Source organism: Flavobacterium sp. (assembly GCF_041911335.1).
In the GTDB taxonomy this organism is placed as follows: domain Bacteria; phylum Bacteroidota; class Bacteroidia; order Flavobacteriales; family Flavobacteriaceae; genus Flavobacterium.
The window spans coordinates 1-23,248 of sequence record NZ_JAYRPD010000053.1; the positions used below are offsets into that span (position 1 = coordinate 1).

Here is a 23,248-nt window from a genome sequence, read left to right on the forward strand (position 1 = left end):
ATGAAATAAAACAATATATAAACTATTACAATAACGAAAGAATTAAATCAAATCTAAACAAAATGAGCCCGATTAAATATCGAGCTCACTATTATCAAAATTAATTATAAATTTGTCTAAACTTTTGGGTGCAGTCTAAATTGCGTGCCTTTTTTTATTATTTTTATAAAAAAATATAATGCGATTATTAGTATCCCTTTTTTTTCTATTTTTTGTAACAATTGGATTTTCACAATCTGGAACAAAACCTGTAGTTGATTCTCTTTTTCGTGAAGATCAATTTTATGTATCTATTTCCTATAATTTTCTTCAAAATAAGCCCGACAATTTTAGTCAGTATTCTTTTTCAACAGGATTATCCGCTGGGTTTTTAAGAGATTTTCCTATTTCAGATAACAGACATTGGGCAATTGCGCCAGGTATTGGTTATTCGTTTAATGATTTAAAACAGAATATCGATTTTTCTTCCATTTCTAATAGCACAGATACAGAAATCGTAAAAAGTAGAATTATATTACATTATGTTGATTTTCCGTTAGAAGTGCGATGGCGAAATGCTACTCCGGATAGTCATAAATTTTGGAGAATTTATGGCGGTTTCATGGCGAGTTATTTAATAAATGGTAAGTTTAAATATGAAGGAAGTCTTGGTTCTGGAACTGAAAATATAAATGATTTATTAAATAAGTTTCAATACGCAACGTACTTAACTTTCGGATTTAATACATGGAATGCTTATATTCATTACGGATTAAATCCCTTTTTTGATAAAAATAAAACGACAACAGAGAACAATGTAACAACATTGAAAATTGGTTTGATTTTTTATATTTTATAACCAATACTGATATAAAAACAACTGTGGACCAGCTCCAATAATTATTCCTGCAATAAGTTCTGGATACGTATGTGCTTTCATGTATAAGCGGGAAGAAGCTACTAATCCCACGCAAACAATAGAAAATGCTACAAGGTTTACAAAAGGCATTTGGTAATACATGCTCAAACCAAAAATAAAGCAAGTTAAAGCGCTAATTCCAATCATGTGTAAACTGGCTTTGAATTTTAAAATAACGCTTGCTAAAACGATTACACTGCTTAAGAATCCGCCAAGAAAAAAGAAATATAACTCAGCAACTGTATCTCTTGAAACACTGAATTTTATCAATACAAATAATAAAACAGCTTGAACTGCAATTGGCATTTTTCTTTCGCTAATGCTGGCTTCGGTAAAAGAGGAAACAACGCCTAATGATCGAAATAAAAAATACATCGATAAAGGTAATAGTAAAGTAAGAATTGTTACTTGAATTAACGTTACAATGATTTGTGAGTTATAAAAGAAAGAATTGGTAATTAAAAAGAAAAACAAAGTCCCATATAAAGACACAAATATGGGATGAAAAATATAGGAGAAAACAGGTAATATTTTTTTTAAATCCATCTTATTAGATTTTCTTTCTTAATCGCGCCACGGGAATGTCTAATTGTTCGCGATATTTTGCAATGGTTCTTCTGGCAATTGGATAACCTCTTTCCTTTAAAATTTCTGCTAATTGATCGTCTGGTAATGGTTTTCTTTTATCTTCTTCCGAAATAACTTGTTGTAAGATATTTTTAATTTCTATAGTCGAAACTTCTTCCCCTTGATCGTTTGTCATAGATTCGCTAAAGAATTCTTTGATTAGTTTTGTTCCGTATGGCGTATCAACATATTTGCTATTGGCTACACGAGAAACCGTTGAAATATCTAATCCTACCATATCGGCAATATCTTTTAGAATCATTGGACGAAGTTTGGTTTCTTCTCCTTCTAAAAAATATTCTTTTTGATAATGCATAATGGCATTCATTGTAACATATAAGGTTTCCTGGCGCTGTTTAATCGCATCAATGAACCATTTTGCCGAATCTAATTTTTGCTTAATAAATTGCACTGCATCTTTCTGCGAACTCGATTTTTCGGGAGTGTCTTTATAACTCTGCAACATTTCCTGATAATCTTTAGAAACGTGCAATTCTGGAGCGTTTCTACCGTTTAACGAAAGTTCTAATTCGCCATCTACAATTCGAATGGTAAAATCCGGAACAATGTGTTCTACAGCTTTTTGATTACCGTCGAAACTACCTCCTGGTTTTGGATTTAGTTTTTCAATTTCATCAATAGCTTTGCGTAATTGCTGTTGGGAAACATCGAATTTTTGTAGTAATTTATCGTAATGTTTTTTGGTAAATGCATCAAATTGTTGTTCAATCACATTAATTGCCAAAGTGATAGAATCCGAAGGTGTTTTATGTTTTAATTGCAACAACAAACATTCTTGTAAATCGCGAGCACCAACACCAGCCGGCTCTAAATCTTGAACCAAATGCAAAATGCGTTCAACAGTCGGTTCATCCGTATAAATTCCTTGTGTAAAAGCTAAATCATCCACAATATCTTGAATGCTTCTTCTGATGTAGCCCATGTCATCGATACTTCCCACTAAAAATTCAGCAATATCGCGTTCTTCATCGGTTAAAATAAACGTATTTAACTGATTAATTAAATCCTGATGAAAACTTACTGGAGCCGCAAATGGCATAGTTTTGTCTTCATCATCATCGCTATAATTGTTGGTTTGGTATTTGTAATCTGGCGTTTCATCATTGCTTAAATATTCGTCAATATTGATGTCGCCTGTATCGATGTGTTCGTTATCGTAATCGTCGTAATCATCAGTATCACTTCCATAATCATCTAAATCATAATTATCTTCCTTGCTACTTTCTTCCAAAGCAGGATTCTCTACTAATTCTTCTTGAAGACGTTGCTCAAAAGCTTGCGTAGGCAATTGAATTAACTTCATCAACTGAATTTGTTGAGGCGATAATTTTTGAGATAATTTGAATTGTAAACTGTGTTTAAGCATTTTTTTGTTTAAAGTTTAAGGTTTCAAGTTTCAAGTTGCTTAACAAAGACAGCCTGAAACCTGAAACTTGAAACAACTATTTTTAGAATTCTGCGTTTTGTGGTGTTCTTGGGAACGGAATTACGTCTCTAATGTTGCTCATTCCAGTTACAAAAAGTACTAATCTTTCAAAACCTAATCCGAAACCTGAGTGAACAGCCGAACCGAATCTTCTAGTGTCTAAATACCACCAAAGTTCTTCTTCGTCAATTCCTAAGGCTTTCATTTTTTCTACTAATACATCGTAACGTTCTTCTCTTTGCGAACCACCAACGATTTCTCCAATTCCTGGGAATAAGATATCCATTGCTCTAACGGTTTCTTTTCCAGGTTCAGTATTGTCATTCAAACGCATATAAAACGCTTTAATTTTTGCTGGATAATCAAATAAAATTACCGGACATTTAAAGTGTTTTTCTACTAAGAAACGTTCGTGCTCACTTTGTAAATCAGCACCCCATTCGTTGATGATGTATTGGAATTTTTTCTTTTTATTTGGTGTTGAATCTTTTAAAATATCAATAGCTTCCGTATAAGAAACACGTTTGAAGTTGTTATCAAGTACAAAACTTAATTTTTCTAACAACGTCATTTCGCTTCTTTCTGCTTGTGGTTTTGATTTTTCTTCTTCTAACAATCTGTTTTCTAGGAATTTTAAATCATCGCTACATTTATCGACGGTATATTTGATAACGTATTTGATGAAATCTTCCGCCAAATCCATGTTGTCTGCTAAATCATTGAAAGCTACTTCTGGTTCAATCATCCAAAACTCAGCTAAGTGACGCGAAGTGTTTGAATTTTCTGCACGGAAAGTTGGTCCAAACGTATAAATTTGACCTAAAGCCATGGCAAAAGTTTCACCTTCTAGCTGTCCAGAAACAGTTAAATTAGTTTGTTTTCCGAAGAAATCTTCTTTGTAGTTGATACTTCCGTCTTCGTTTCTTGGAGCAGAACCATCAAGGGGTAAAGAAGTTACTTGAAACATTTCTCCAGCACCTTCGGCATCAGAACCTGTGATGATTGGTGTATTTACGTAGAAAAATCCTTTTTCTTGGAAATATTGGTGTACTGCAAACGCTAACGTTGAACGCACACGCATAATAGCACCAAAAGCATTGGTTCTTACACGTAAATGAGCGTTTTCACGTAAAAATTCTAGCGAGTGTTTTTTAGGTTGCATTGGGAATTTTTCCGCATCGCTATCGCCTAAAATTTCTAACTTCGTAACTTGAATTTCTACTTTTTGTCCAGCGCCACGGCTTTCTGCCAAGGTTCCTGTAACGCAAATTGCAGCTCCAGTAGTAATTCTTTTTAAGGTTTCGTCAGGTGTGTTTTCAAAATCTACCACACACTGAATATTATGAATGGTTGAACCATCGTTCAACGCAATAAATTGATTGTTTCTAAATGTTCTAACCCAACCTTTTGCTGTTACTTCATGTAATGTTTTCGTGCTGTTTAAAAGGTCTATTACTTTTGAGTGTTTCATTTTTGTCTAATATTATTATGCAAACCTACATAAAATTTCAATATTATATAGGGCTTTCTGGTTTATTATGTAGGTTCTTTCTTTCCTTAGGCAAAGATAACACTAAAGAAAAAATATACTATTTCTCGTTTGAATTTTCTTCTTCAATATCTTCTGCTAAAATATCTAATGTTGGTTCTAAGAATTCTTGTTGGTTAGCAATGGTTTTGTCTAAAGAAAGTAGCAATGCTGGCAACAAAATTAAGTTAGATAACATAGCGAATAATAAGGTTGTTGCTACTAATCCACCTAAAGCAACTGTTCCGCCAAAATCTGAAAGCGTAAAAACTGAGAATCCAAAAAACAAGACAACTGAAGTGTAAAACATACTAATTCCTGCTTCTTTTAAAGTAGCGTAAACAGAGCGTTTTATTTTCCAATCGTTTGCTTTTAATTCCTGTCGGTATTTCGCCAAAAAGTGAATGGTATCGTCAACTGAAATTCCGAAAGCAATACTAAACACTAATATGGTTGAAGGTTTAATTGGAATTCCTAAAAAGCCCATTAATCCTGCAGTCATCACTAAAGGTAAAATGTTGGGTAATAACGAAACGATTATCATTTTGAACGAACGAAACATATACGCCATCAACAATGAAATCAGAACAATAGCAAAAAGTAACGATTGTACTAAGTTGTCAATTAAATAATGCGTTCCTTTTTCAAAAACATACGCTTTTCCAGTTAGCGAAACTTCGTAGCGCTCTTTTGGAAAAATGTGATTGATTTTATCTTGTAATCGTTCCTCTATTTTTTTCATTTTATCGGTTCCAATATCGCGCATAAAAGTAGTGATGCGAGCATATTGACCTGTGCTATCTACATAGCTTTTCAGCATGTTCTCATTTCCTTTTTTAGTCGAATTTTTTATATAGGATAAAATAAAAGCTTCCTCTTGTTTGGTAGGTAATTCGTAATATTCAGGATTTCCGTTGTAGAACGCTTGTTTTGAATATTTTACAAGGCCAACAACAGAAACAGGTTTTGATAATTCAGGAATTTCTTCAATAGTTTCTTGAAGTTCTTCAATTCGTTTTAATGTTACTGATTTTAAAGCGCCTTTTGGTTTTTTTGTGTCAATAACAATTTCTAAAGGCATAACACCATCAAATTCTTTTTCATAGAATAAAATATCCTTAAAGAAAGGAGCTTTTTTAGGCATATCTTCAATAATACTTCCCGAAATTTTAATTTGATAAATTCCAATAATTCCCATCACTAAAATTCCAATGGCAGTTGAAAAAACAGCAACTCGGTGATGTCTAATCGTATTTTCAATCCAATTAATGAATTTGGCCATATAGTTTTTTCCAAGATGCGCTAAGTGTTTCTCTTTAGGCATTGGCATGTAACTGTAGACAATTGGAATGATAATTAAACACAGTATGAATAAGAAAACAATGTTTAATGAAGCTACGACTCCAAATTCTTTCAATAATTTACTATCTGTAAAAATGAAGGTTCCAAAACCAGCAGCAGTAGTTAAATTCGTCATTAAAGTAGCATTCCCTACTTTAGAGATTACCCGTTGTAAGGATTTGGCTTTATTTCCGTGATTTTTAATTTCTTGCTGATATTTGTTGATAAGGAAAATACAGTTAGGAATTCCGATAACAATAATTAATGGAGGAATAATTGCTGTTAAAACGGTTATTTCATAATGTAACAAGCCTAATGTTCCAAACGACCACATTACGCCAATAATTACCACAAACATGGAAACCATGGTTGCTCTAAAACTTCTAAAGAAGAAGAAGAATAGTAATGAAGTAATTCCAAGTGCAGCACCAACGAACAATCCAATTTCACTAATAATGCTATTAGCATTCAGTGTTCTAATGTATGGCATTCCGGAAACACGAAGATCTAATCCGGTTTCTTTTTCGAAGGCGTTAATTCTGTCTTGGTTAAGATGTTTTTCAATAAATTGTTTTCTTGCAGGGGTGTTTACAATTTTTTTATCCATGTAAATGGCAAAACGCACTGCGCCACTTTCTTTATTGAACAGCATGCCTTCATAAAAAGGTAAATCGTTGAAAAACTCTTTTTCTTTTTCTTTTAAATAGGCGTCAGAAATACTATCGTTATTGATGAAAGAAACTAATTTGAATTTTTGTTCTAATGTGTCTTTCTCAAGTACTTTTAAATCTTCAATAGATAAGGTGAGCTCAACAGCTTTATCCTTTTTTATTTCGGCAATAAATTTTTCCCAAGCTTTAATGTTTTTTTCATTAAAAAAGGTTTTGTCTTTAAATCCTAAGACAACTAGATTTCCTTCTTCACCAAATTTTTCTAAAAAAGAATTGTATTGAATGTTTACTTCATGATCATCGGGTAATAGATTAGCTTCAGTAAAGGTAAAACGCATGTTTTTCCACTGAAAACTCATGAAAATAGTAAAAAGTAAAACAAGAATTAATAAAAAAACGCGGTTTCTTAAAATTCTACTGGCAATATAATCCCAAAAACTGGTGCTTAACCACTTTAACATCTCTCAAAAATTAGGGTGCAAAGGTAAGTAATCTTCCTTAATTTATTGGTTTAGAATGCAACAATTAAGTTAAATTTAAAGTCCTAAATCTAAATTGTAAGATATTTTGATAGCAATGTTGTCGTCAAACACTGGGAGTTGATTTGGACCATATCGGTAGAAAAATACAAGACCGAATCCTTTGAATATTTTATTGCATTCCACACCGCTTTCGATAAATCCGTCTTCAAGGGTTTTATATTCGATACCAACATGCTGATTGTTTTTGTTGTTTGATCCTACTGCCATTCGGGTTACAACAGTAAATTCGGGATTAATTTTATAACCTATTCGGACTTTGTTAAAGGTGTGTTTTAATTGTAAAGAAGCATATTGATTGGAGAAAAACTCATTGAAATACATGGTTTCAAAACTGTTTTTACCTGCAAAAGTAATACGTTGTAAAATGGCGTCTTTGTTTAAGTTATTGGGAACAATACTGTATAAATGCGTAATTGGAACATCGCCAAATGCAATACCCGTTTGCAACAAAACAGAACTTTTATGACCCGATAAATAAGGAATTTCATAATACGTTTTGAAATCTATTTTAGTGAAAACAAAATCGTTGTCTAACATGTTTGGTAATGTTTGTGTAAATTGAATAGAGAACTTTGGATGTCTTTTTTCAAATTCAATTTTTCCAATCGGAGTTTGCATGTAATTACTAAACGGATTCCATTGAAAAGCTAGTTGGGCTGCCGTTATGTTATAATTGGTGTAGGACTTTCCATCATTAATAAAAGTGTATTCAAACAAAGGTTGAATTTGACTTTGATACAAACTAAAATAGCCTGAAGTTTTTGAAAATATTTTACTTTCTAAAAACACTGCACTGGTTTTGTGATTGTAAAAAGTAGAAATATTGATAGGGCGCGGGTCATAAATTTTAAAACGACGCAAATCGGTAGCAAAATTGGTTTGAGCAATCTCGCTGATGTCGTCAATATATGAGGCATTTATCCAAGTTTCACTTTTTTTATCAAGTAAGTACGATGGTGTAATACCAAATTTGAATTCTTCGTCTTTTAATCCATAAGCGCCATAAAAGGCAATTTTGTAATTTTCGGATAGTTTGGTGTTGGTAACGGCTCCAAAACCAAATCGGAAGCCTTCAAAATTGTTGTATTTGATGATACTTCTTAAATCGATATCAAGGATGCTTACAGGAAAATAGCCGTTAATAATTTTTTTTCCTAAGATGTAACGGCTTTCAATTTTTTCGGCAACCGATAAACTATCTATGGTTAAGTAGGTTCTTAACTTTCTTTTGTCTAAAGTGTCTTTTGTGTGCTGTGCCCAATATTCTTTGGGTAATTTCAAACTGCTTTCTGGAATTTCAATTTTTACCTTAGGTTTTTGAATGGTAAAAGGAGTGTTGATTTCGATATCAAAAGGTGTTGATTCTAATATTAGATAGGCTTGATCGGTAGCATTTTTACTTTCGGTTTCTTCTAAAGATGAAGTGAATTTAATCGTCTCGCCCAAAATATTCAAGTCGTTGTGATTGTTGCCTTTTTTTACGATAAATTTTCTTTTTTCGGGAAACCAAATATTATGTTCTTTTAAATATTTAAAACTATAAGTGGCATTGATGTTTACAATTCCATAAATTCTGTAATAGGCTTTTGAAATGGCATAACTTTCGGTGTCTATATACAAAAGACCTCTAATTCGGTTGGAATTTAGGTTTTTAGGTTGGAAGAAAATTCGATACGCTTTTCTACCTTGGATAGAAACGGTATCAATTAATTTGTAACTATATAGTTTTCTTCCGTAGTTTGAAATAGGATTTTGAATTGGATTTTCTAATATTTCAAACGGATTTTCGTAAACGGAATAAGATACTAATTTCAAGCCTAAGAATTCGTATAACGGTTTTTCAAAACCAGCCATTCGATTGGCAATTAATGTTTCTTTGTTTTCTTTTCCTTTATGTTGAATTAGATTTACTTTTTCGGTTTGATATAAATGTTGTTTTTCTACAATTCGCTTGAATTTATAATTTGAAGAGTCGAGCTTCATTTCTGTTTTTCTCAAAAAGCGTTTTTTGTAGACCGTGTCGATTTTACTTGAAACACTATCTGGATTAGCAGTTACCTGAAGGTATTCGTAATTTTTGTATTGAAAACTAGTTAATGCTTTTTCGGGATCGTTCGTTTTTTTGTTTTCAATTACTTTTTTAATAATGTTGTTAACCGTTTGATCGGAATAAATCTTTTCTCTTTTCTCGTTAAGATTTGTAATGAGTTTTATGGTTAATGTTGTAGTCTGTTTGTTTGCATAAACAATTTTTTCATAATATCCTTTGTGGTTAATTTTAATAGGTAATTGGGTTTCTTTAACGTCAATTGTAAATTTTCCTTCCCAATCGGCAGTTATTTTGGTGTTGTTATGAGTAATAGTTGCAAAAGCTATTGGAACTGAGTTATCAAAGTCGATAACTTGACCTTTTATTTTGGTTTGTGCAACAAAACTATTGGTAATGAAAAAGCACAAAAAAAGCCAAAAGTATTTCATGAAAGGTTTTTATTTAATACAAATATATTCAAAATAAAAAATCCCGAGTGTTAATCGGGATTTAAAATTTATACTTTCATGATTTCAGCTTCCTTAACGGCTAAAAGCTCTTCAATTTTCTTGATGAACGCATCCGTTAATTTTTGAACATCTTCTTCTGCTTTTTTACAGATGTCTTCAGCTGTTCCATTTTTTTCTTCTTTCTTGATATCAGTATTCGCATCTTTTCTGTGATTTCGGATACCAATTTTTGCTTCTTCCGCTTCGTGCTTTGCTTGTTTTACTAAGTCGCGTCTTCTTTCTTCTGTTAAAGCTGGGATGTTAATGATAATGTTTTCACCATTGTTCATTGGGTTTAACCCTAGATTAGCAATCATAATTGCTTTTTCAATTGGGCCTAACATATTTTTTTCCCAAGGAGTAACGGTTAATGTTCTCGCATCTGGAGCATTAATGTTGGCTACTTGTGAAATTGGGGTTTGAGAACCATAGTAATCTACAAAAACACCACCTAACATTTGAGGCGAAGCTTTTCCAGCTCTAATATTTAAGAATTCTTTTTCTAAATGAGCAATCGAACCATTCATGGCTTCTTTTGCACTGTCTAAAATAAAATTAATTTCTTCTGTCATTTTTTTGTTTCAAGTTTAAGGTTTCAGGTTTCAAGTTAAGAACAATAACAACATGAAACGTGAAACAAAATTATATTGTTACTGTTGTTCCGATAGTTTCACCTTCGCAAACTTTTAACAAGTTACCATCTTTATTCATATCGAATACAATAATAGGCAATTTATTTTCTTGACTTAGTGTGAAAGCTGTCGTATCCATTACATTTAATCCTTTTGCTAATACATCTTCAAATGAAATAAAGTCAAATTTAACAGCATCTGCATTTTTCTCTGGGTCGGCATTGTAAACACCATCTACACGAGTTCCTTTTAAAATTACGTCGGCACCTACTTCAATTCCTCTTAAAACAGCCGCAGTATCCGTTGTAAAATAAGGATTTCCTGTTCCAGCTCCAAAAATAACAATTCTTCCTTTTTCTAAATGGCGAGTAGCTCTTCTTTTGATATAAGGCTCTGCAATAGCTTCGATTTTTAAAGCGGTTTGTAAACGCGTTTGCATTCCAGCTTCTTCTAAAGCACCTTGTAAGGCCATTCCGTTGATTACTGTTGCTAACATTCCCATATAATCTCCTTGCACTCTGTCCATTCCGTTACTTGCACCTGCAACACCTCTAAAAATGTTTCCACCACCAATTACAATTGCAATTTCAACTCCTTTATTGTGAATTTGTTTGATTTCTTGTGCGTATTCTGCAAGGCGTTTTGGATCAATTCCATATTGTCTTTCGCCCATTAAAGCTTCACCACTTAATTTTAGAAGAATTCTTTTGTACTTCATCGTGTTGTATTATTTTGGTGCAAATATAGTTAAATCGGTTTTTTCTGAAAAAAATGTTGGAACAATTATAAATTTAATTCCTGAAATGATTTTTTTGCTTCGTTGTAGCCGATTTCAAAAATGGTATCCATCTTAGTTTTACTAGTTTCAAACGTACTAAAATTGGCTAATTCCTTAGGTTCGATAACCCAATCGCACAAATTGAATTTCTGATAATTATAATTTGCATACAACAAATCAAAGGCTCTACTAGTAACAGATTTAATCGATTTTAAGTCCTTGGGTTCTATATTTTGAATTGGACTCACATAAACTCCAATCAAATAGTCACATCTTCCTTGTAAAATGTCGGTTGGGAAATGATTCAAAATACCACCATCGCTATACAATTTGTTATTGATTTCATAAGGGGATAACATTCCTGGAAAAGAGGAAGAAGCTAAAATGGCATCGATAAGTTTTGTTTCGGAATTAAAAATTTTGAGTTTTCCTTTGACCAAGTCGGTCGCTGTGATGTAGGCTGGAATTTTTAATTCGCCAATAGTGATATCACCGAAAATTTCAGCAAAATAACTTTTGAAGGATTCTGAATCAATCAATCCTGCTTTTTTAAAGGTAAAATGTTTCCAATGAAAAAAGTAAATCGATTTAAAAAATTCTAGAATTTCTTCAGGCGTTTTTCCAAATGCAAATAATCCACCAACGATGGCACCAGCACTTGTTCCTGCAATACAAGAGGGTTGCATCCCTTTTTCGGTTAAAAACTGCAAAGCACCTGCATGTGCAATTCCTTTAGAACCACCACCTGACAATACGATTCCGATAGATTTAGAAGGGTTTTCCATGTGTAACATTTCTTACATATTAATATCAAAAATAGAACTAAATTTGCCAAATAAAGTTAATAAGATGATAAATACTATAAAACAAGCATTAGAAAGCAGTTTTTCTTATGCTGATTACCGAAAAAAAGTAACAAGTTTAATCGCTGAAGGGAAATCTACGGGTCACGAACAATCAGAAGATTTGTTGAAATATTCAGAATTAAACGAAGCGAGAATGCATCGTTTAGATAAAACCATTGAAGTAACTCCAGAGGTAAAAGCTAAATTACAAAATTTAGACAAAAAGTACATTTGGTTGGTATTAAGCGAAGGTTGGTGTGGCGATGCGGCGCAGATTGTTCCTGTAATTCACAAAATGGCAGAAGTAACAGATAAAGTAGAATTAAAAATTGCTTTGCGTGATGATAACGATGCTTTAATGCAACATTTCTTAACGAATGGTGGGAAAGCAATTCCTAAATTAATCCTTTTAGATGCTGAAACGTTAGAAGTTGTGGCTGATTGGGGTCCAAGACCTGATGGTGCAAAAAAATTAATCTTAGATTACAAAGCGGCTCATGGTGTAGTAGATGAAACGGCTAAAATTGAATTGCAAAAATGGTATTTACACGATAAAGGAATTTCGATTCAGAATGAAATAGTGGAACTGCATGAAAATATCTTAGCGTAAAGTTCCTATAATTTTTAATTTATCAGAAGTGGAAATTCCACCAGGGTTGCAACCTAGTTGACCTTCTGGGATTTCCATTTTTAGTTTCTCGTAATAGTCAGCCCAAACTTCAAAATACTCATTTGATTTTGGTGATTTGAATGTCATCGGAAATAAATCAAACAAGGGTTTTTTATAAGAATGCAAAAACGCATCATAAATTAATTCCGAGCAATAATATTTTCCATTATCGTATAAATATTCATCATCATAAGGAACACCAACTTGTTGTAACGAAAAAGTGATAGCCTCAGGAATGTATTTTCGGTATTTTCTTTTTAATCTTCCTACGAACATTTCTTCTTTTGTATAGGTTTTGAAGGTTTCGTATGGAGTTATTTTTACTGCTTTTCCAGCAGCTTCAATTACGAAAATAGAATCATTTTTGATGTAAACCATTCCCAAATGACTAAAATCTTTTCCCTGATAACCTTCAGTAACTTCGTTAATAGCTTCGCAAAGTGGACCGCAATTCATCGATTGAAATAATAAATCACCGGTTTTTAGTTTTACATTTTGGGAGAAACTAAATTGGAATAAAACAAGAAATAAGCTTGATAAGTATAATTTTGGTAAAAAAGTTTTCAAAAGATTAGATTTTTATTTTTTTGGCAGTTTTTAAAATTTTTGGAGAATGACTTCCGTGAAAAGCTCTTAAAACTTCAATTCTATTGGCGCGAATTCTGTAAATAATTAAGTACGAGCCTAGAATAATGTTGCGATAGATTTTAGTTTTGGTTTCCAAATGGTGACATTCGGGATGAAGTAGGTATTCGGTTTCTAACCTTTGAACGATAGATTTAATTTCTTGATAAAAGTAAATGGCAGCTTTTTCACCAAACGTAGCTTCACCATATTCAAAAATATCTTGAATATCATAGAGATAAAAAGAAGAGCGAACTACTTTTTTCTGTTTAGCCTCCATTCTTCAAATCTTTTTTCAAACTCTTTTTCAGTCAAAAAAGGACCATTTTCCGCTTCTTTGATTAAGTCAGCGAATGCTTTTTGAGACATCGGTTTGCCTGGAATGGCTAAGTTTTTATTTTTTTTATCTGCAGTTTTCATTGGAAAAGAAATTTATGTTACGTAAAAATAAGAAATAATTTGGTTCTAAACTTCAGATTCAGAATATTTTAACTTAAAGATTCTTCAAAATCATCAGGAGTAATTGCATTTTTAACATCATAATCTCCAATTTTAGTTCTTCGGAGCGCGGTTAAATGTCCGCCTGATTTTAATGCTAATCCAAAGTCATACGCTAACGAACGGATGTAAGTTCCTTTACTACATTTTACTCTAAAATCGATTTCTGGTAATTGAATTCTAGTGATTTCAAATTCGTAAATAGTAGTTTTTCTCGATTGAATTTCTACTTCTTCACCAGCGCGTGCGTGTTCATACAAACGTTTTCCATCTTTTTTAATGGCAGAAAAAACAGGAGGTTTCTGGTCGATTTCACCTAAAAACTGCTTTGTGGTTTCCAAAATCAATTCTTCCGTAATATGTTTGGTTGGAAAAGTAGCGTCAATTTCAGTTTCTAAATCATACGATGGAGTAGTAGCTCCTATCAAAATAGTTCCTGTGTATTCTTTAGCTTGTGCCTGAATTTCAGTAATGCTTTTGGTGAATTTCCCGGTACAAATAATTAATAAACCAGTTGCTAACGGATCTAAAGTTCCAGCGTGACCAATTTTGAATTTCTTTGGTAAGTCGTATTTGCGTTTTAAAATGTATTTCAATTTATTCACCGCTTGAAAAGAAGACCAAGTCAAAGGTTTGTCAATTAAAAGTACTTTTCCCGCTAAAAATTCTTCGGCACTCATTATTTATATAAATTAAAGTACGCTAATAAAAGAATTCCAGCAACAATTCTATACCAACCCCACGGTTTGAAACCGTATTTTTTGATGATTTCAATAAAAAACTTGATAGCTAAAACCGCTACAATAAAAGCCACAACATTTCCGACGATAAACATTTTTGTGTTTTCGGGTGTTTTTAAAATCAATTCGTACCCTTTTAAACCACTTGCTTCATACGATTTTAAAAAGATAGAATAACACGTAACAGCTAGCATAGTTGGTACTGCTAAAAAGAATGAAAATTCGGCCGCAGCTTGTCGTGACAATCCTTGTTGCATACCGCCAATAATACTTGCTGCACTTCGGCTTGTACCTGGCATCATAGCCAAACATTGCCAAAAACCAATAGTTACCGCCTTTTTTATGGTAATATCTTCTTCTTTAAAAATAGTTGGATTCTTAAAAAATCTATCAACAAATAATAAAATGATTCCGCCAATGATAAGCACAATTGCAATTGGTGTTGGGTGTTCTAAAACCGCTTCAATTTTATCGTCAAATAACTTTCCTAAGATTAAGGCTGGGATAACGGCAAAGGCTAATTTAATAAAGAATTGAAATTTCGAGAAATCGAAAAACTTCTTCCAATACAAAACTACAACGGCTAAAATGGCTCCAAATTGAATTGAAACTTGAAAAAGTTTAGTAAATTCTTCTTTTTCAATTCCGAAATAAGAACTGGCAAAAATCATGTGTCCCGTTGAAGAAACGGGTAAATATTCCGTTAAACCTTCAATGATGGCAATAATGATAGCTTGAAAAATATCCATAAAGTATTACTTCTTCGGATTTTTTAAAATAGAGTAAATCGTAATTCCAAATCCAATTAAAACTACAGTTGGAGCCAAGCGGATTCTTCTAAAACTGAATAATTCATCTGCTTTAAAAACATTTGGATCGTCGCTTCCGCCACCACTCATTAAAATAAATCCAAGCGCAATAACGGCTAATCCAACTAAAAGAATTTTATAATTTACTTTATCAAAAAGAAATTCAGGTTTGTTATTGTTTTCCATTTTTATGTTTTTTTAAATCCACTGAACACTGTAAACTGAACACTGAATACTAATATAAATCGTCTGTTTTTAAATTTAAGAAACGTTGTGTAGCAAAGAAGGTACTAATCCAAGTGATTAGAATTCCAATTCCTAAAACACCTGTAATTACTATTCCCAGCGAAACGTAATCTTTAGCAATGCCTAAACTTGGGAATAACCCATCTACATAAATAGCTAAACCGATAATTCCAATAATAGCTAATCCAGAACCAATTAATCCTAATTTAATACTTCTCCAAATAAACGGTTTTCTAATGAACGATTTTGTCGCTCCCACCATTTGCATTGTTTTAATAGTGAATCGGTGTGAGTAAATCGATAATCGCATAGAACTATTGATTAACAACATCGCTACAACTGTTAAAATTCCACTGATAATTAAAATCCAAAAAGTAATTTTAGTTACGTTTTCGTTTACCATATCTACTAATTCTTTATCGTAGATAATTTCCGAAACCATTTCGTTTTTACGAATGTTACGCTCAATTTTCTTGATACTATCTGCATTAACGTAATCTCCTTTTAAGTGAATATCAAATGAATTTTGAAGTGGATTGAATCCTAAAAACTCCATAAAATCTTTACCAACGATGTCCACATTATTTTTAGCAGCACTATCCTTGTGAACAAACGCATATTCTTTGATGAATTTTGCATTTTTCATTTCAGTATCAAAAGCACTGATGATAGAATCATTTGCATCGTTATCAAAGAAAACGGTCATAGGAATATTTTCTTTAAAATCGTTGGTTATCTTTTTCGAATTAATTACAAAAAGTCCTAAAGCTCCCAAAAGGAACAATACTAAAAAGATACTCAATACTACCGAAAAGTAAGAAGATATCAAACGTCGTTTGTTGTAATTTTCAAAAGATGATGCCATATAATTCTATTTAAGCCGTAAAAATAGTAAAGAAATTTTGTTTACATAGAATATAACAACAAAGTTTTAACTTTAGTATTATAAAATGTATTTTTGCATCGAAAAAAATAGTAGTCAGTCGCAGTCGCAGTCATCAGTTGTTCAAATTGAGGCTAAAAACTGAGACTGAAAACTGAGACTGAAAACTAAAATAATGAAGTACTTCCATAACGACATCGAAGCCAAATGGCAACAATATTGGGCAGAAAACCAAACTTTTGCTGCATTTAATAATTCAGAAAAGCCTAAATACTATGTATTAGACATGTTTCCTTATCCTTCTGGAGCTGGGTTACACGTTGGGCATCCGCTAGGTTACATTGCTTCGGATATTGTGGCGCGTTATAAAAGACATCAAGGGTTTAATGTATTGCATCCACAAGGATACGATTCATTTGGTTTGCCAGCGGAACAATATGCGATTCAAACGGGACAACATCCAGAAAAAACAACTCGTGAGAACATTGCACGTTACCGTGAACAATTAGATAAAATCGGATTTTCATTCGATTGGAGTAGAGAAGTGCGTACATCAAATCCAGATTATTACAAACATACGCAGTGGATTTTTATCCAATTATTCGAATCTTGGTACAATAATAATTCGGATAAAGCAGAAAGCATTTGTACGTTAATTCAAGAATTCGAGAAAAACGGAAATGCAAATGTAAATGCGGTTTGTGATGATAACATCGCACCATTTTCAGCAGAGGATTGGAAATCTTTTTCATCAGAACAACAACAAAAAATCTTATTACAATATAGATTAACCTATTTGGCTGAAACAGAAGTTAACTGGTGTCCGGCTTTAGGAACGGTTTTAGCGAATGATGAAATCGTAAACGGTGTTTCAGAACGTGGCGGACATCCAGTAATTCGTAAAAAAATGACCCAATGGTCGATGCGAATTTCAGCTTATGCCGAGCGTTTACTTCAAGGTTTAGAAACTATCGATTGGAGCGAATCTATCAAAGAATCACAAAGAAACTGGATTGGAAAATCAGTTGGAGCAGCTGTGACTTTCAATGTGAAAAATCATGATGAGGTTATTGAAGTATTTACAACTAGACCTGATACGATTTTCGGAGTTACGTTTATGACATTAGCGCCCGAACACGAATTGGTTGCTCAAATCACAACTCCAGAACAAAAAGCTGCGGTTGAAGCTTATGTAGAAGCAACAGCAAAACGTTCGGAACGTGAAAGAATGGCTGATGTAAAAACCATTTCTGGTGTTTTCACAGGTGCGTATGCGGAACATCCTTTCACAAAAGAACCAATTCCGGTTTGGATTGGCGATTACGTATTAGCTGGTTACGGGACAGGTGCGGTGATGGCGGTTCCATGTGGTGATGAGCGTGATTATGCTTTCGCGAATTTCTTCAAAGGAACACACGGAATGCCTGAAATTAAAAATATTTTCAATCAAGATATTTCTGAAGCGGCTTTTGGAGAAAAAAGTGGTTTCGAATTAGTAAATTCTGATTTCTTAAATGGATTGGATTACAAAACCGGAACTAAAAAAGTAATCGAAGAATTAGAAAAAATAGGCGCAGGAAAAGCCAAAGTAAATTACCGTTTACGTGATGCGGTTTTCTCTCGCCAAAGATATTGGGGTGAACCTTTTCCAGTATATTATGTGAATGGTTTACCACAAATGATTGACAAAAAACACTTGCCAATTGTGTTACCAGAAGTAGAAAAATACTTACCAACAGAAGACGGCCAACCACCATTAGGAAACGCTACGGTTTGGGCTTGGGATACGGAGAAGAATGTAGTGGTTAGCAATGATTTAATTGATAACACAAAAGTTTTTCCATTAGAATTGAACACCATGCCAGGTTGGGCAGGTTCTTCTTGGTATTGGATGCGTTATATGGATGCGAAAAACGAAAACGATTTTGCAAGCGAAGACGCATTAAAATACTGGGAAAACGTAGATTTATATATAGGCGGAAGCGAGCACGCAACTGGACATTTGTTATACTCTCGTTTTTGGAATAAATTCTTAAAAGACAGAGGTTATGCTCCAACCGAAGAGCCATTCAAGAAATTGATTAATCAAGGAATGATTTTGGGAATGAGTGCTTTTGTGTATAGAGTTTCCTCTATTGCGAGAAAGGTGAAATCAGACAATGAAGAATTTAAAACTATTAATATTTTAATCTCAAAAGGTTACAAAGATGCTATTGATTTGCATTTTTCAAAACCTGGAAATGATAAAGAATATTTATATAGTGAAGTTTCTGATATAATGGATAAATTATGCAAGAAGTATGACTTGCTTAATATTAATTTTTCAGAATTAGTTCCAATCCACGTAGATTTATCATGTATTAATGACATCACCAACGAATTAGACATCGAAAAATTTAAAGCACATCCATTATATTCAGATTACAAAGATGCTGAATTCATTTTAGAAGATGGCAAATACATCGTAGGTCGTGAAGTAGAAAAAATGTCGAAATCAAAATACAATGTAGTCAATCCAGATGATATTTGTAATGAATATGGTGCGGATACGTTGCGTTTGTACGAAATGTTCTTAGGACCATTAGAGCAGGCAAAGCCATGGAATACAGCTGGTATTACTGGAGTTTATGGTTTCTTGAAAAAATTATGGCGTTTGTATTTTGATGATAATGGTTTAAACATTACCAATGATGAGCCAACAGCGGATATGTACAAATCGTTACACAAAACCATCAAAAAAGTTACGGAAGACATTGAGAATTTCTCTTTCAATACGTCAGTTTCACAATTTATGATTTGTGTGAATGAGTTGGCGCAACAAAAATGCCATCACCGCGCGATTTTAGAACCATTAGCGGTTTTAGTTTCGCCTTATGCACCTCATATTGCAGAAGAATTATGGAGCGCTTTAGGTCACGAAGGTTCTGTAGCAACAGTTGGTTTTCCAAAATTTGAAGAAAAATATTTAATTGAATCAGAAAAAGAATATCCAGTTTCATTCAACGGAAAAATGCGTTTCACGATTAAATTGCCTTTAGATTTAACAGCAGCTCAAATCGAAGAAATCGTAATGGCTGATGAAAGAACACAAAACCAATTACAAGGAAGAATACCAAACAAAGTGATTATCGTTCCAGGTAAGATTATTAATTTGGTGGGGTAATTTCGGCACATTTTTGTCATTACGTAAAAGTCTAACGCAAACTTTGTAGAAATTCTTTCACAGTGACAAACTAGGTGTATAATATTAAACCGCAGATTCGCAGATTAATTTGAAATCTGAGAATCTGCGGTTTTTTCTATTCGTTTTTGTAACATTTTTCATTTTTTACGTATAATAGGTAAACTAAAAAACTATAAAAATGGAAAAAAGAAACGTTGGAAAACTAATTGCTGGAGTTGTAATCATTGCATTTGTATTTATTGCAGCATTAATGTTCGGTTTGCCAAGATATAATGTTTGGCAACAAGAAATGGCAGGAAAAGCAGAAATGGCTAAAGCCGAACAAAACCGTAGAATTTTAGTTGAAGAAGCTAAGGCCAAATTAGAAGCTGAAAAATTAAACGCACAAGCCGAAATCGAACGAGCAAGAGGTATGGCAGAAGCGATGCGAGTTGAAAACGGAACTTTGAGCGAAACCTATAACCAATATTTATTCATCAGAACCTTAGAAAAGCTAGCAGATAAAGGGGATTTGCCTCAAATTATCTATGTGCCAACAAACGGAATGGTTCCCGTGATGGATGTTTCGAAGAAATCTCCTGTAAAACAAATGCAAGAATAATTGTTTTTTGAAATATTTAACGAATGCCAAATTGTCATTTTGTAACTTTGGCTTGTAATTTGTTATTGATTTTACTAAATTTAGAAATTAAAATTTAAAAGATATGTTTGATTTAACTTATATGATATTAATTGGAGCAATAGCTCTAGTAAGTTGGTTGGTGAGTTCTCGTTTGAAGAGCAAGTTTGAACACTATTCAAAAGTGTCGTTACGCAATGGAATGAGTGGTGCTGAAATCGCAGAGAAAATGCTTCACGATCACGGAATTTTTGACGTTAAAGTCATTTCAACACCAGGAAGATTAACAGACCACTATAATCCAATGGATAAAACTGTAAATTTATCAGAAGCAGTTTACAATCAAAGAAATGCGGCTGCGGCTGCGGTTGCAGCTCACGAAGTTGGGCATGCTGTGCAACATGCGCATGCTTACAGTTGGTTAACGATGCGTTCTAAAATGGTGCCTGTGGTAAACATTTCGTCAAGCATGTCGCAATGGTTAATTATGGGTGGTTTGATTTTAGGCTTTGCATCAAAATCTAGTATTGGTTTTTACGTTGCGGTTGCAGGTTTAATTTTAATGGCTATTGCAACTACCTTCAGTTTTGTTACGCTTCCGGTGGAATACGATGCAAGTAACAGAGCATTAGCTTGGTTGAAAAATAAAAACATGGTGAGCCAACAAGAATATGCAGGTGCCGAAGATTCATTAAAATGGGCAGCAAGAACTTATGTGGTAGCCGCTTTAGGAGCTTTAGCGTCTTTATTATATTGGGCTTTCCAAATTTTAGGTTCGAGAGAGTAATTGGTTTGATATTATATTTTAAAACCCAAATTCGATTAGAGTTTGGGTTTTTTCTTTGGTTTTTTACACCGAGTGATACCGAGTTTTTTTGAATTTTATTGTGTCGATTTTGAGATTCACAGAGACGTTTTACTTTTTGAGTTTTGAACTTGAACTTGAATTTTATAATTGTATTTGTCTTTCAATTTGCTGTTCCAAAGAAATATAGGTTTCGGTTCTTGAAACTCCATCAATGGGTTGTATTTTCTTGTTGAGTAATTGCATCAAATGCTCGTTATCTCGACAAATGATTTTGATTAAAATACTCCAATTCCCAGTCGTATAATGACATTCCAAAACTTCTGGAATCTTCTTCAATTCTTTCACTACTTCTGGATTACTTGACGCTTTTTCTAAATATATTCCGATAAAAGCCATCGTACTATAACCCAAAACTTTCGTATCCACAATAAACTTCGAACCTGAAATCACACCCGCTTGTTCTAATTTACGTAAACGTTGATGAATCGCAGCGCCTGAAATCCCAATTTTATTCGCAATTTGTAAAATAGGTTTACGCGCATCTTCCATCAAATCGCGAAGGATTTCTTTGTCGATTCCGTCGATTTCAATTTGTAATTGATTTATTTTCATTTTCAATTGATTTGAAAGTAAAAATACAAATTTGATCTCAGAATTGTATTTTTTATTTGGTTTTATGTCGTCCCTACGGGACTTTTTTCACAGTGTTATTATTCAGTTACCAATATTTCGTTCCTACGGAACTACTAGTATGAGATCAATTAAATAACTTACATGGTTCAAAAATAATTTTAAAGCGCCGTTAGGTGCGAAATTTAGGTAAAATAAAATCGTATAGTATTAAAGAAATCCCGTAGGGATGACATTTTGAAGTTCTTCTAAAAAAAATCCGAAATCAATTACGATTTCGGATTTTCTATTTTGAATTATAATTGCTTAATTCTTTATATTTAGCGGATTGTAACCTAAATACGGAACTTCAGTTTCTTTGAAAATTACGCCATAATCTTCTAATTCTTTCAAGATGGGATTGTAAACTTCTTTTGTAATTGGTAGTTGTACGCCAGGAGTTGTAATTTCTTTATTTAAGATTTTCAATGTGGCAATTGCAACAGGAAGCCCAACCGTTTTTGCCATTGATGTATATGTTTGATCGTCACCAATGCAAACCATGGTAGAATCAATTTGCTTTTTATCGCCGTTTAATTCGTAACCAAATTTATGATACATCACAATCATGTCTTTGTCATTTGGTTCCAAAGCCCATTTTTCAGACAATATTTTTTCTAAAATTTGTGCTGGCGTAGCTTTTATTAAACCAATTTTTTTGTTCGGATTAAACAAATCTATTTCTACTAATTTATCCCAAATGATATCATCTTGGTCAATTTTTTGTGCATGACGCAATTTGATTTCCACAGTATCGGTTGGGTGATAAGGTAAAAATGAGTTCGTAAATTCGCGATACGTCATGTTTTCTGAGTTGTCAATCGTATACGAATCATCGGTCATACCTAATTGTACTAAAATATCCCAAGCTCTTGAATATCCAACTCTTCTAATTGTTCCACGGTAACAAGTTAAGGCATTGTCTAATCCGTAAACGCTTCTATATTTTAAAGAATCTCTGTTGGCATAAGCTTCAAATCTTCCGTAGCCTTCTACTTCTAAAAATTCGGTTCTTCTGAATAATTTGGTATATGGAATGTACTTATAAGTGCCTTCTTGAATAAATTTTGCTGCACCACCTTGTCCAGCTAATACTACATTTCTAGGATTCCAAGTGAATTTGTAATTCCATAAATTGGTATCGCTTTCAGGAGCTACTAAACCTCCACAGAACGATTCGAATAAAATGATATTTCCGCCTTTTTCGCGAATTTCATCTAATACTTTCATTGCACTCATGTGGTCGATTCCTGGGTCAAGCCCAATTTCATTCATAAAAACCAAACCATTTTCTTTAGCTGCAGCATCTAATTCTTGCATCGCTGGGCTGATATAAGATGCGGTAACCATGTGTTTTTTGTAGGTAATGCAATCTTTAGCCACTTCTAAATGCAAATGCGCTGGCAACATCGAAACAACCACATCTGCTTTTTGAATTTCCTCTTTTCGTTGCGCTTCATTAAAAATATCAAAAGCAATTGCTCTGGCATTTTTATGATTATTGGTTTTTTGTTTTGCCAATTCTTCTGACAAATCACCAATAGTAACTTGAAGATTCTCAGCTTCTGAATGGTCTAAAAGGTATTTTATAAGTGATGAAGCCGAACGTCCTGCTCCAATGACTAAAATATGTCTCATCTTTGGTGTGTTG

The 23,248-nt window shown here is 33.2% G+C and carries 23 protein-coding genes; 6 read left to right on the top strand and 17 right to left on the bottom strand.

Features of this window, described 5'->3' with window-relative positions; genetic code table 11:
- Nucleotides 1-5: 5 nt before the first annotated feature.
- Together ACE3PD_RS08445 and ACE3PD_RS08450 are read left to right on the top strand one after the other, a co-directional pair.
- Nucleotides 6-104 carry an IS3 family transposase gene (locus ACE3PD_RS08445; protein WP_374398722.1) on the top strand — a complete coding sequence of 33 codons (99 nt, stop codon included), beginning with the start codon at nt 6-8 and terminating at the stop codon, nt 102-104.
- Between the two features lie 74 nt (nt 105-178).
- Nucleotides 179-838, top strand: coding sequence for a porin family protein (locus tag ACE3PD_RS08450; protein ID WP_374401439.1), 660 nt, complete (start codon nt 179-181; stop codon nt 836-838).
- On the opposite strand, the gene ACE3PD_RS08455 is transcribed toward ACE3PD_RS08450, so the two are convergent.
- The 8 genes from ACE3PD_RS08455 to ACE3PD_RS08490 all read right to left on the bottom strand — a co-directional run bounded on the left by ACE3PD_RS08455 (nt 833) and on the right by ACE3PD_RS08490 (nt 11,787).
- Complete coding sequence (locus tag ACE3PD_RS08455; protein ID WP_374401441.1) at nt 833-1,444, bottom strand: hypothetical protein; 612 nt, start codon at nt 1,442-1,444, stop codon at nt 833-835. The genes ACE3PD_RS08450 and ACE3PD_RS08455 overlap by 6 nt on opposite strands.
- A 4-nt stretch (nt 1,445-1,448) precedes the next feature.
- A complete protein-coding gene (rpoN, locus tag ACE3PD_RS08460; RefSeq protein ID WP_374401443.1) occupies nt 1,449-2,912 on the bottom strand; it encodes an RNA polymerase factor sigma-54 in 1,464 nt (487 codons plus the stop codon).
- Between the two features lie 82 nt (nt 2,913-2,994).
- Nucleotides 2,995-4,443 (bottom strand): asparagine--tRNA ligase, encoded by a 1,449-nt coding sequence (gene asnS / locus ACE3PD_RS08465; RefSeq protein ID WP_374401444.1) that lies wholly within the window; start codon nt 4,441-4,443, stop codon nt 2,995-2,997.
- A gap of 118 nt (nt 4,444-4,561) precedes the next feature.
- Nucleotides 4,562-6,973 (bottom strand): RND family transporter, encoded by a 2,412-nt coding sequence (locus ACE3PD_RS08470; protein WP_374401446.1) that lies wholly within the window; start codon nt 6,971-6,973, stop codon nt 4,562-4,564.
- Nucleotides 6,974-7,048: 75 nt separating this feature from the next.
- Nucleotides 7,049-9,532 carry a DUF5686 family protein gene (locus tag ACE3PD_RS08475; protein WP_374401448.1) on the bottom strand — a complete coding sequence of 828 codons (2,484 nt, stop codon included), beginning with the start codon at nt 9,530-9,532 and terminating at the stop codon, nt 7,049-7,051.
- 68 nt (nt 9,533-9,600) lie between these two features.
- Entirely contained in the window at nt 9,601-10,164 is a 564-nt protein-coding gene (gene frr, locus ACE3PD_RS08480) for a ribosome recycling factor (RefSeq protein WP_250580698.1), read from the bottom strand.
- Nucleotides 10,165-10,234: 70 nt separating this feature from the next.
- Nucleotides 10,235-10,942: a UMP kinase gene (pyrH, locus tag ACE3PD_RS08485; RefSeq protein WP_374401451.1), complete on the bottom strand. Its 708-nt coding sequence runs from the start codon at nt 10,940-10,942 to the stop codon at nt 10,235-10,237.
- A gap of 65 nt (nt 10,943-11,007) precedes the next feature.
- The gene (locus ACE3PD_RS08490; protein ID WP_374401668.1) at nt 11,008-11,787 is read right to left on the bottom strand and encodes a patatin-like phospholipase family protein; all 780 of its coding nucleotides are present in this window, start codon (nt 11,785-11,787) and stop codon (nt 11,008-11,010) included.
- A 64-nt stretch (nt 11,788-11,851) separates the two neighbouring features.
- On the opposite strand from ACE3PD_RS08490, the gene ACE3PD_RS08495 reads away from it, so the two are divergent.
- On the top strand, nt 11,852-12,457 hold the full coding sequence (locus ACE3PD_RS08495) for a thioredoxin family protein (protein ID WP_374401453.1): 606 nt from the start codon (nt 11,852-11,854) through the stop codon (nt 12,455-12,457).
- On the opposite strand, the gene ACE3PD_RS08500 is transcribed toward ACE3PD_RS08495, so the two are convergent.
- From ACE3PD_RS08500 to ACE3PD_RS08530, 7 genes are all read right to left on the bottom strand, one after another.
- Entirely contained in the window at nt 12,449-13,084 is a 636-nt protein-coding gene (locus ACE3PD_RS08500) for a YiiX/YebB-like N1pC/P60 family cysteine hydrolase (RefSeq protein WP_374401455.1), read from the bottom strand. The two genes, ACE3PD_RS08495 and ACE3PD_RS08500, sit on opposite strands and share 9 nt — an antisense overlap.
- A gap of 4 nt (nt 13,085-13,088) precedes the next feature.
- A complete protein-coding gene (locus tag ACE3PD_RS08505; protein WP_374401457.1) occupies nt 13,089-13,421 on the bottom strand; it encodes a type II toxin-antitoxin system RelE/ParE family toxin in 333 nt (110 codons plus the stop codon).
- Nucleotides 13,397-13,561, bottom strand: a complete 165-nt coding sequence (locus tag ACE3PD_RS08510) for a hypothetical protein (RefSeq protein WP_291282751.1) — start codon at nt 13,559-13,561, stop codon at nt 13,397-13,399. The genes ACE3PD_RS08505 and ACE3PD_RS08510 overlap by 25 nt, the downstream gene beginning before the upstream one ends.
- 68 nt (nt 13,562-13,629) lie before the next feature.
- The gene (gene truB, locus ACE3PD_RS08515) at nt 13,630-14,319 is read right to left on the bottom strand and encodes a tRNA pseudouridine(55) synthase TruB (RefSeq protein WP_374401459.1); all 690 of its coding nucleotides are present in this window, start codon (nt 14,317-14,319) and stop codon (nt 13,630-13,632) included.
- Complete coding sequence (locus ACE3PD_RS08520) at nt 14,319-15,128, bottom strand: undecaprenyl-diphosphate phosphatase (protein WP_374401461.1); 810 nt, start codon at nt 15,126-15,128, stop codon at nt 14,319-14,321. The genes truB and ACE3PD_RS08520 overlap by 1 nt, the downstream gene beginning before the upstream one ends.
- A gap of 6 nt (nt 15,129-15,134) precedes the next feature.
- Nucleotides 15,135-15,374 carry a DUF3098 domain-containing protein gene (locus ACE3PD_RS08525; protein WP_374401463.1) on the bottom strand — a complete coding sequence of 80 codons (240 nt, stop codon included), beginning with the start codon at nt 15,372-15,374 and terminating at the stop codon, nt 15,135-15,137.
- 49 nt (nt 15,375-15,423) lie between these two features.
- Nucleotides 15,424-16,299 carry a cell division protein FtsX gene (locus tag ACE3PD_RS08530; RefSeq protein ID WP_374401465.1) on the bottom strand — a complete coding sequence of 292 codons (876 nt, stop codon included), beginning with the start codon at nt 16,297-16,299 and terminating at the stop codon, nt 15,424-15,426.
- Between the two features lie 193 nt (nt 16,300-16,492).
- Between ACE3PD_RS08530 and ACE3PD_RS08535 the strand changes: the two genes are divergently transcribed.
- The 3 genes from ACE3PD_RS08535 to ACE3PD_RS08545 all read left to right on the top strand — a co-directional run bounded on the left by ACE3PD_RS08535 (nt 16,493) and on the right by ACE3PD_RS08545 (nt 20,907).
- The gene (locus tag ACE3PD_RS08535; protein ID WP_374401467.1) at nt 16,493-19,480 is read left to right on the top strand and encodes a leucine--tRNA ligase; all 2,988 of its coding nucleotides are present in this window, start codon (nt 16,493-16,495) and stop codon (nt 19,478-19,480) included.
- Nucleotides 19,481-19,679: 199 nt separating this feature from the next.
- Nucleotides 19,680-20,102: a hypothetical protein gene (locus ACE3PD_RS08540; protein ID WP_026724463.1), complete on the top strand. Its 423-nt coding sequence runs from the start codon at nt 19,680-19,682 to the stop codon at nt 20,100-20,102.
- A 103-nt stretch (nt 20,103-20,205) separates the two neighbouring features.
- Complete coding sequence (locus ACE3PD_RS08545) at nt 20,206-20,907, top strand: zinc metallopeptidase (RefSeq protein WP_374401470.1); 702 nt, start codon at nt 20,206-20,208, stop codon at nt 20,905-20,907.
- Nucleotides 20,908-21,069: 162 nt separating this feature from the next.
- Here the strand turns inward: ACE3PD_RS08545 and ACE3PD_RS08550 are convergent, their stop codons facing one another.
- Both ACE3PD_RS08550 and ACE3PD_RS08555 read right to left on the bottom strand, forming a co-directional pair.
- A complete protein-coding gene (locus tag ACE3PD_RS08550) occupies nt 21,070-21,540 on the bottom strand; it encodes an Lrp/AsnC ligand binding domain-containing protein (RefSeq protein ID WP_333809449.1) in 471 nt (156 codons plus the stop codon).
- 324 nt (nt 21,541-21,864) lie between these two features.
- Entirely contained in the window at nt 21,865-23,235 is a 1,371-nt protein-coding gene (locus ACE3PD_RS08555; RefSeq protein ID WP_374401472.1) for a saccharopine dehydrogenase family protein, read from the bottom strand.
- Nucleotides 23,236-23,248: the final 13 nt, after the last annotated feature.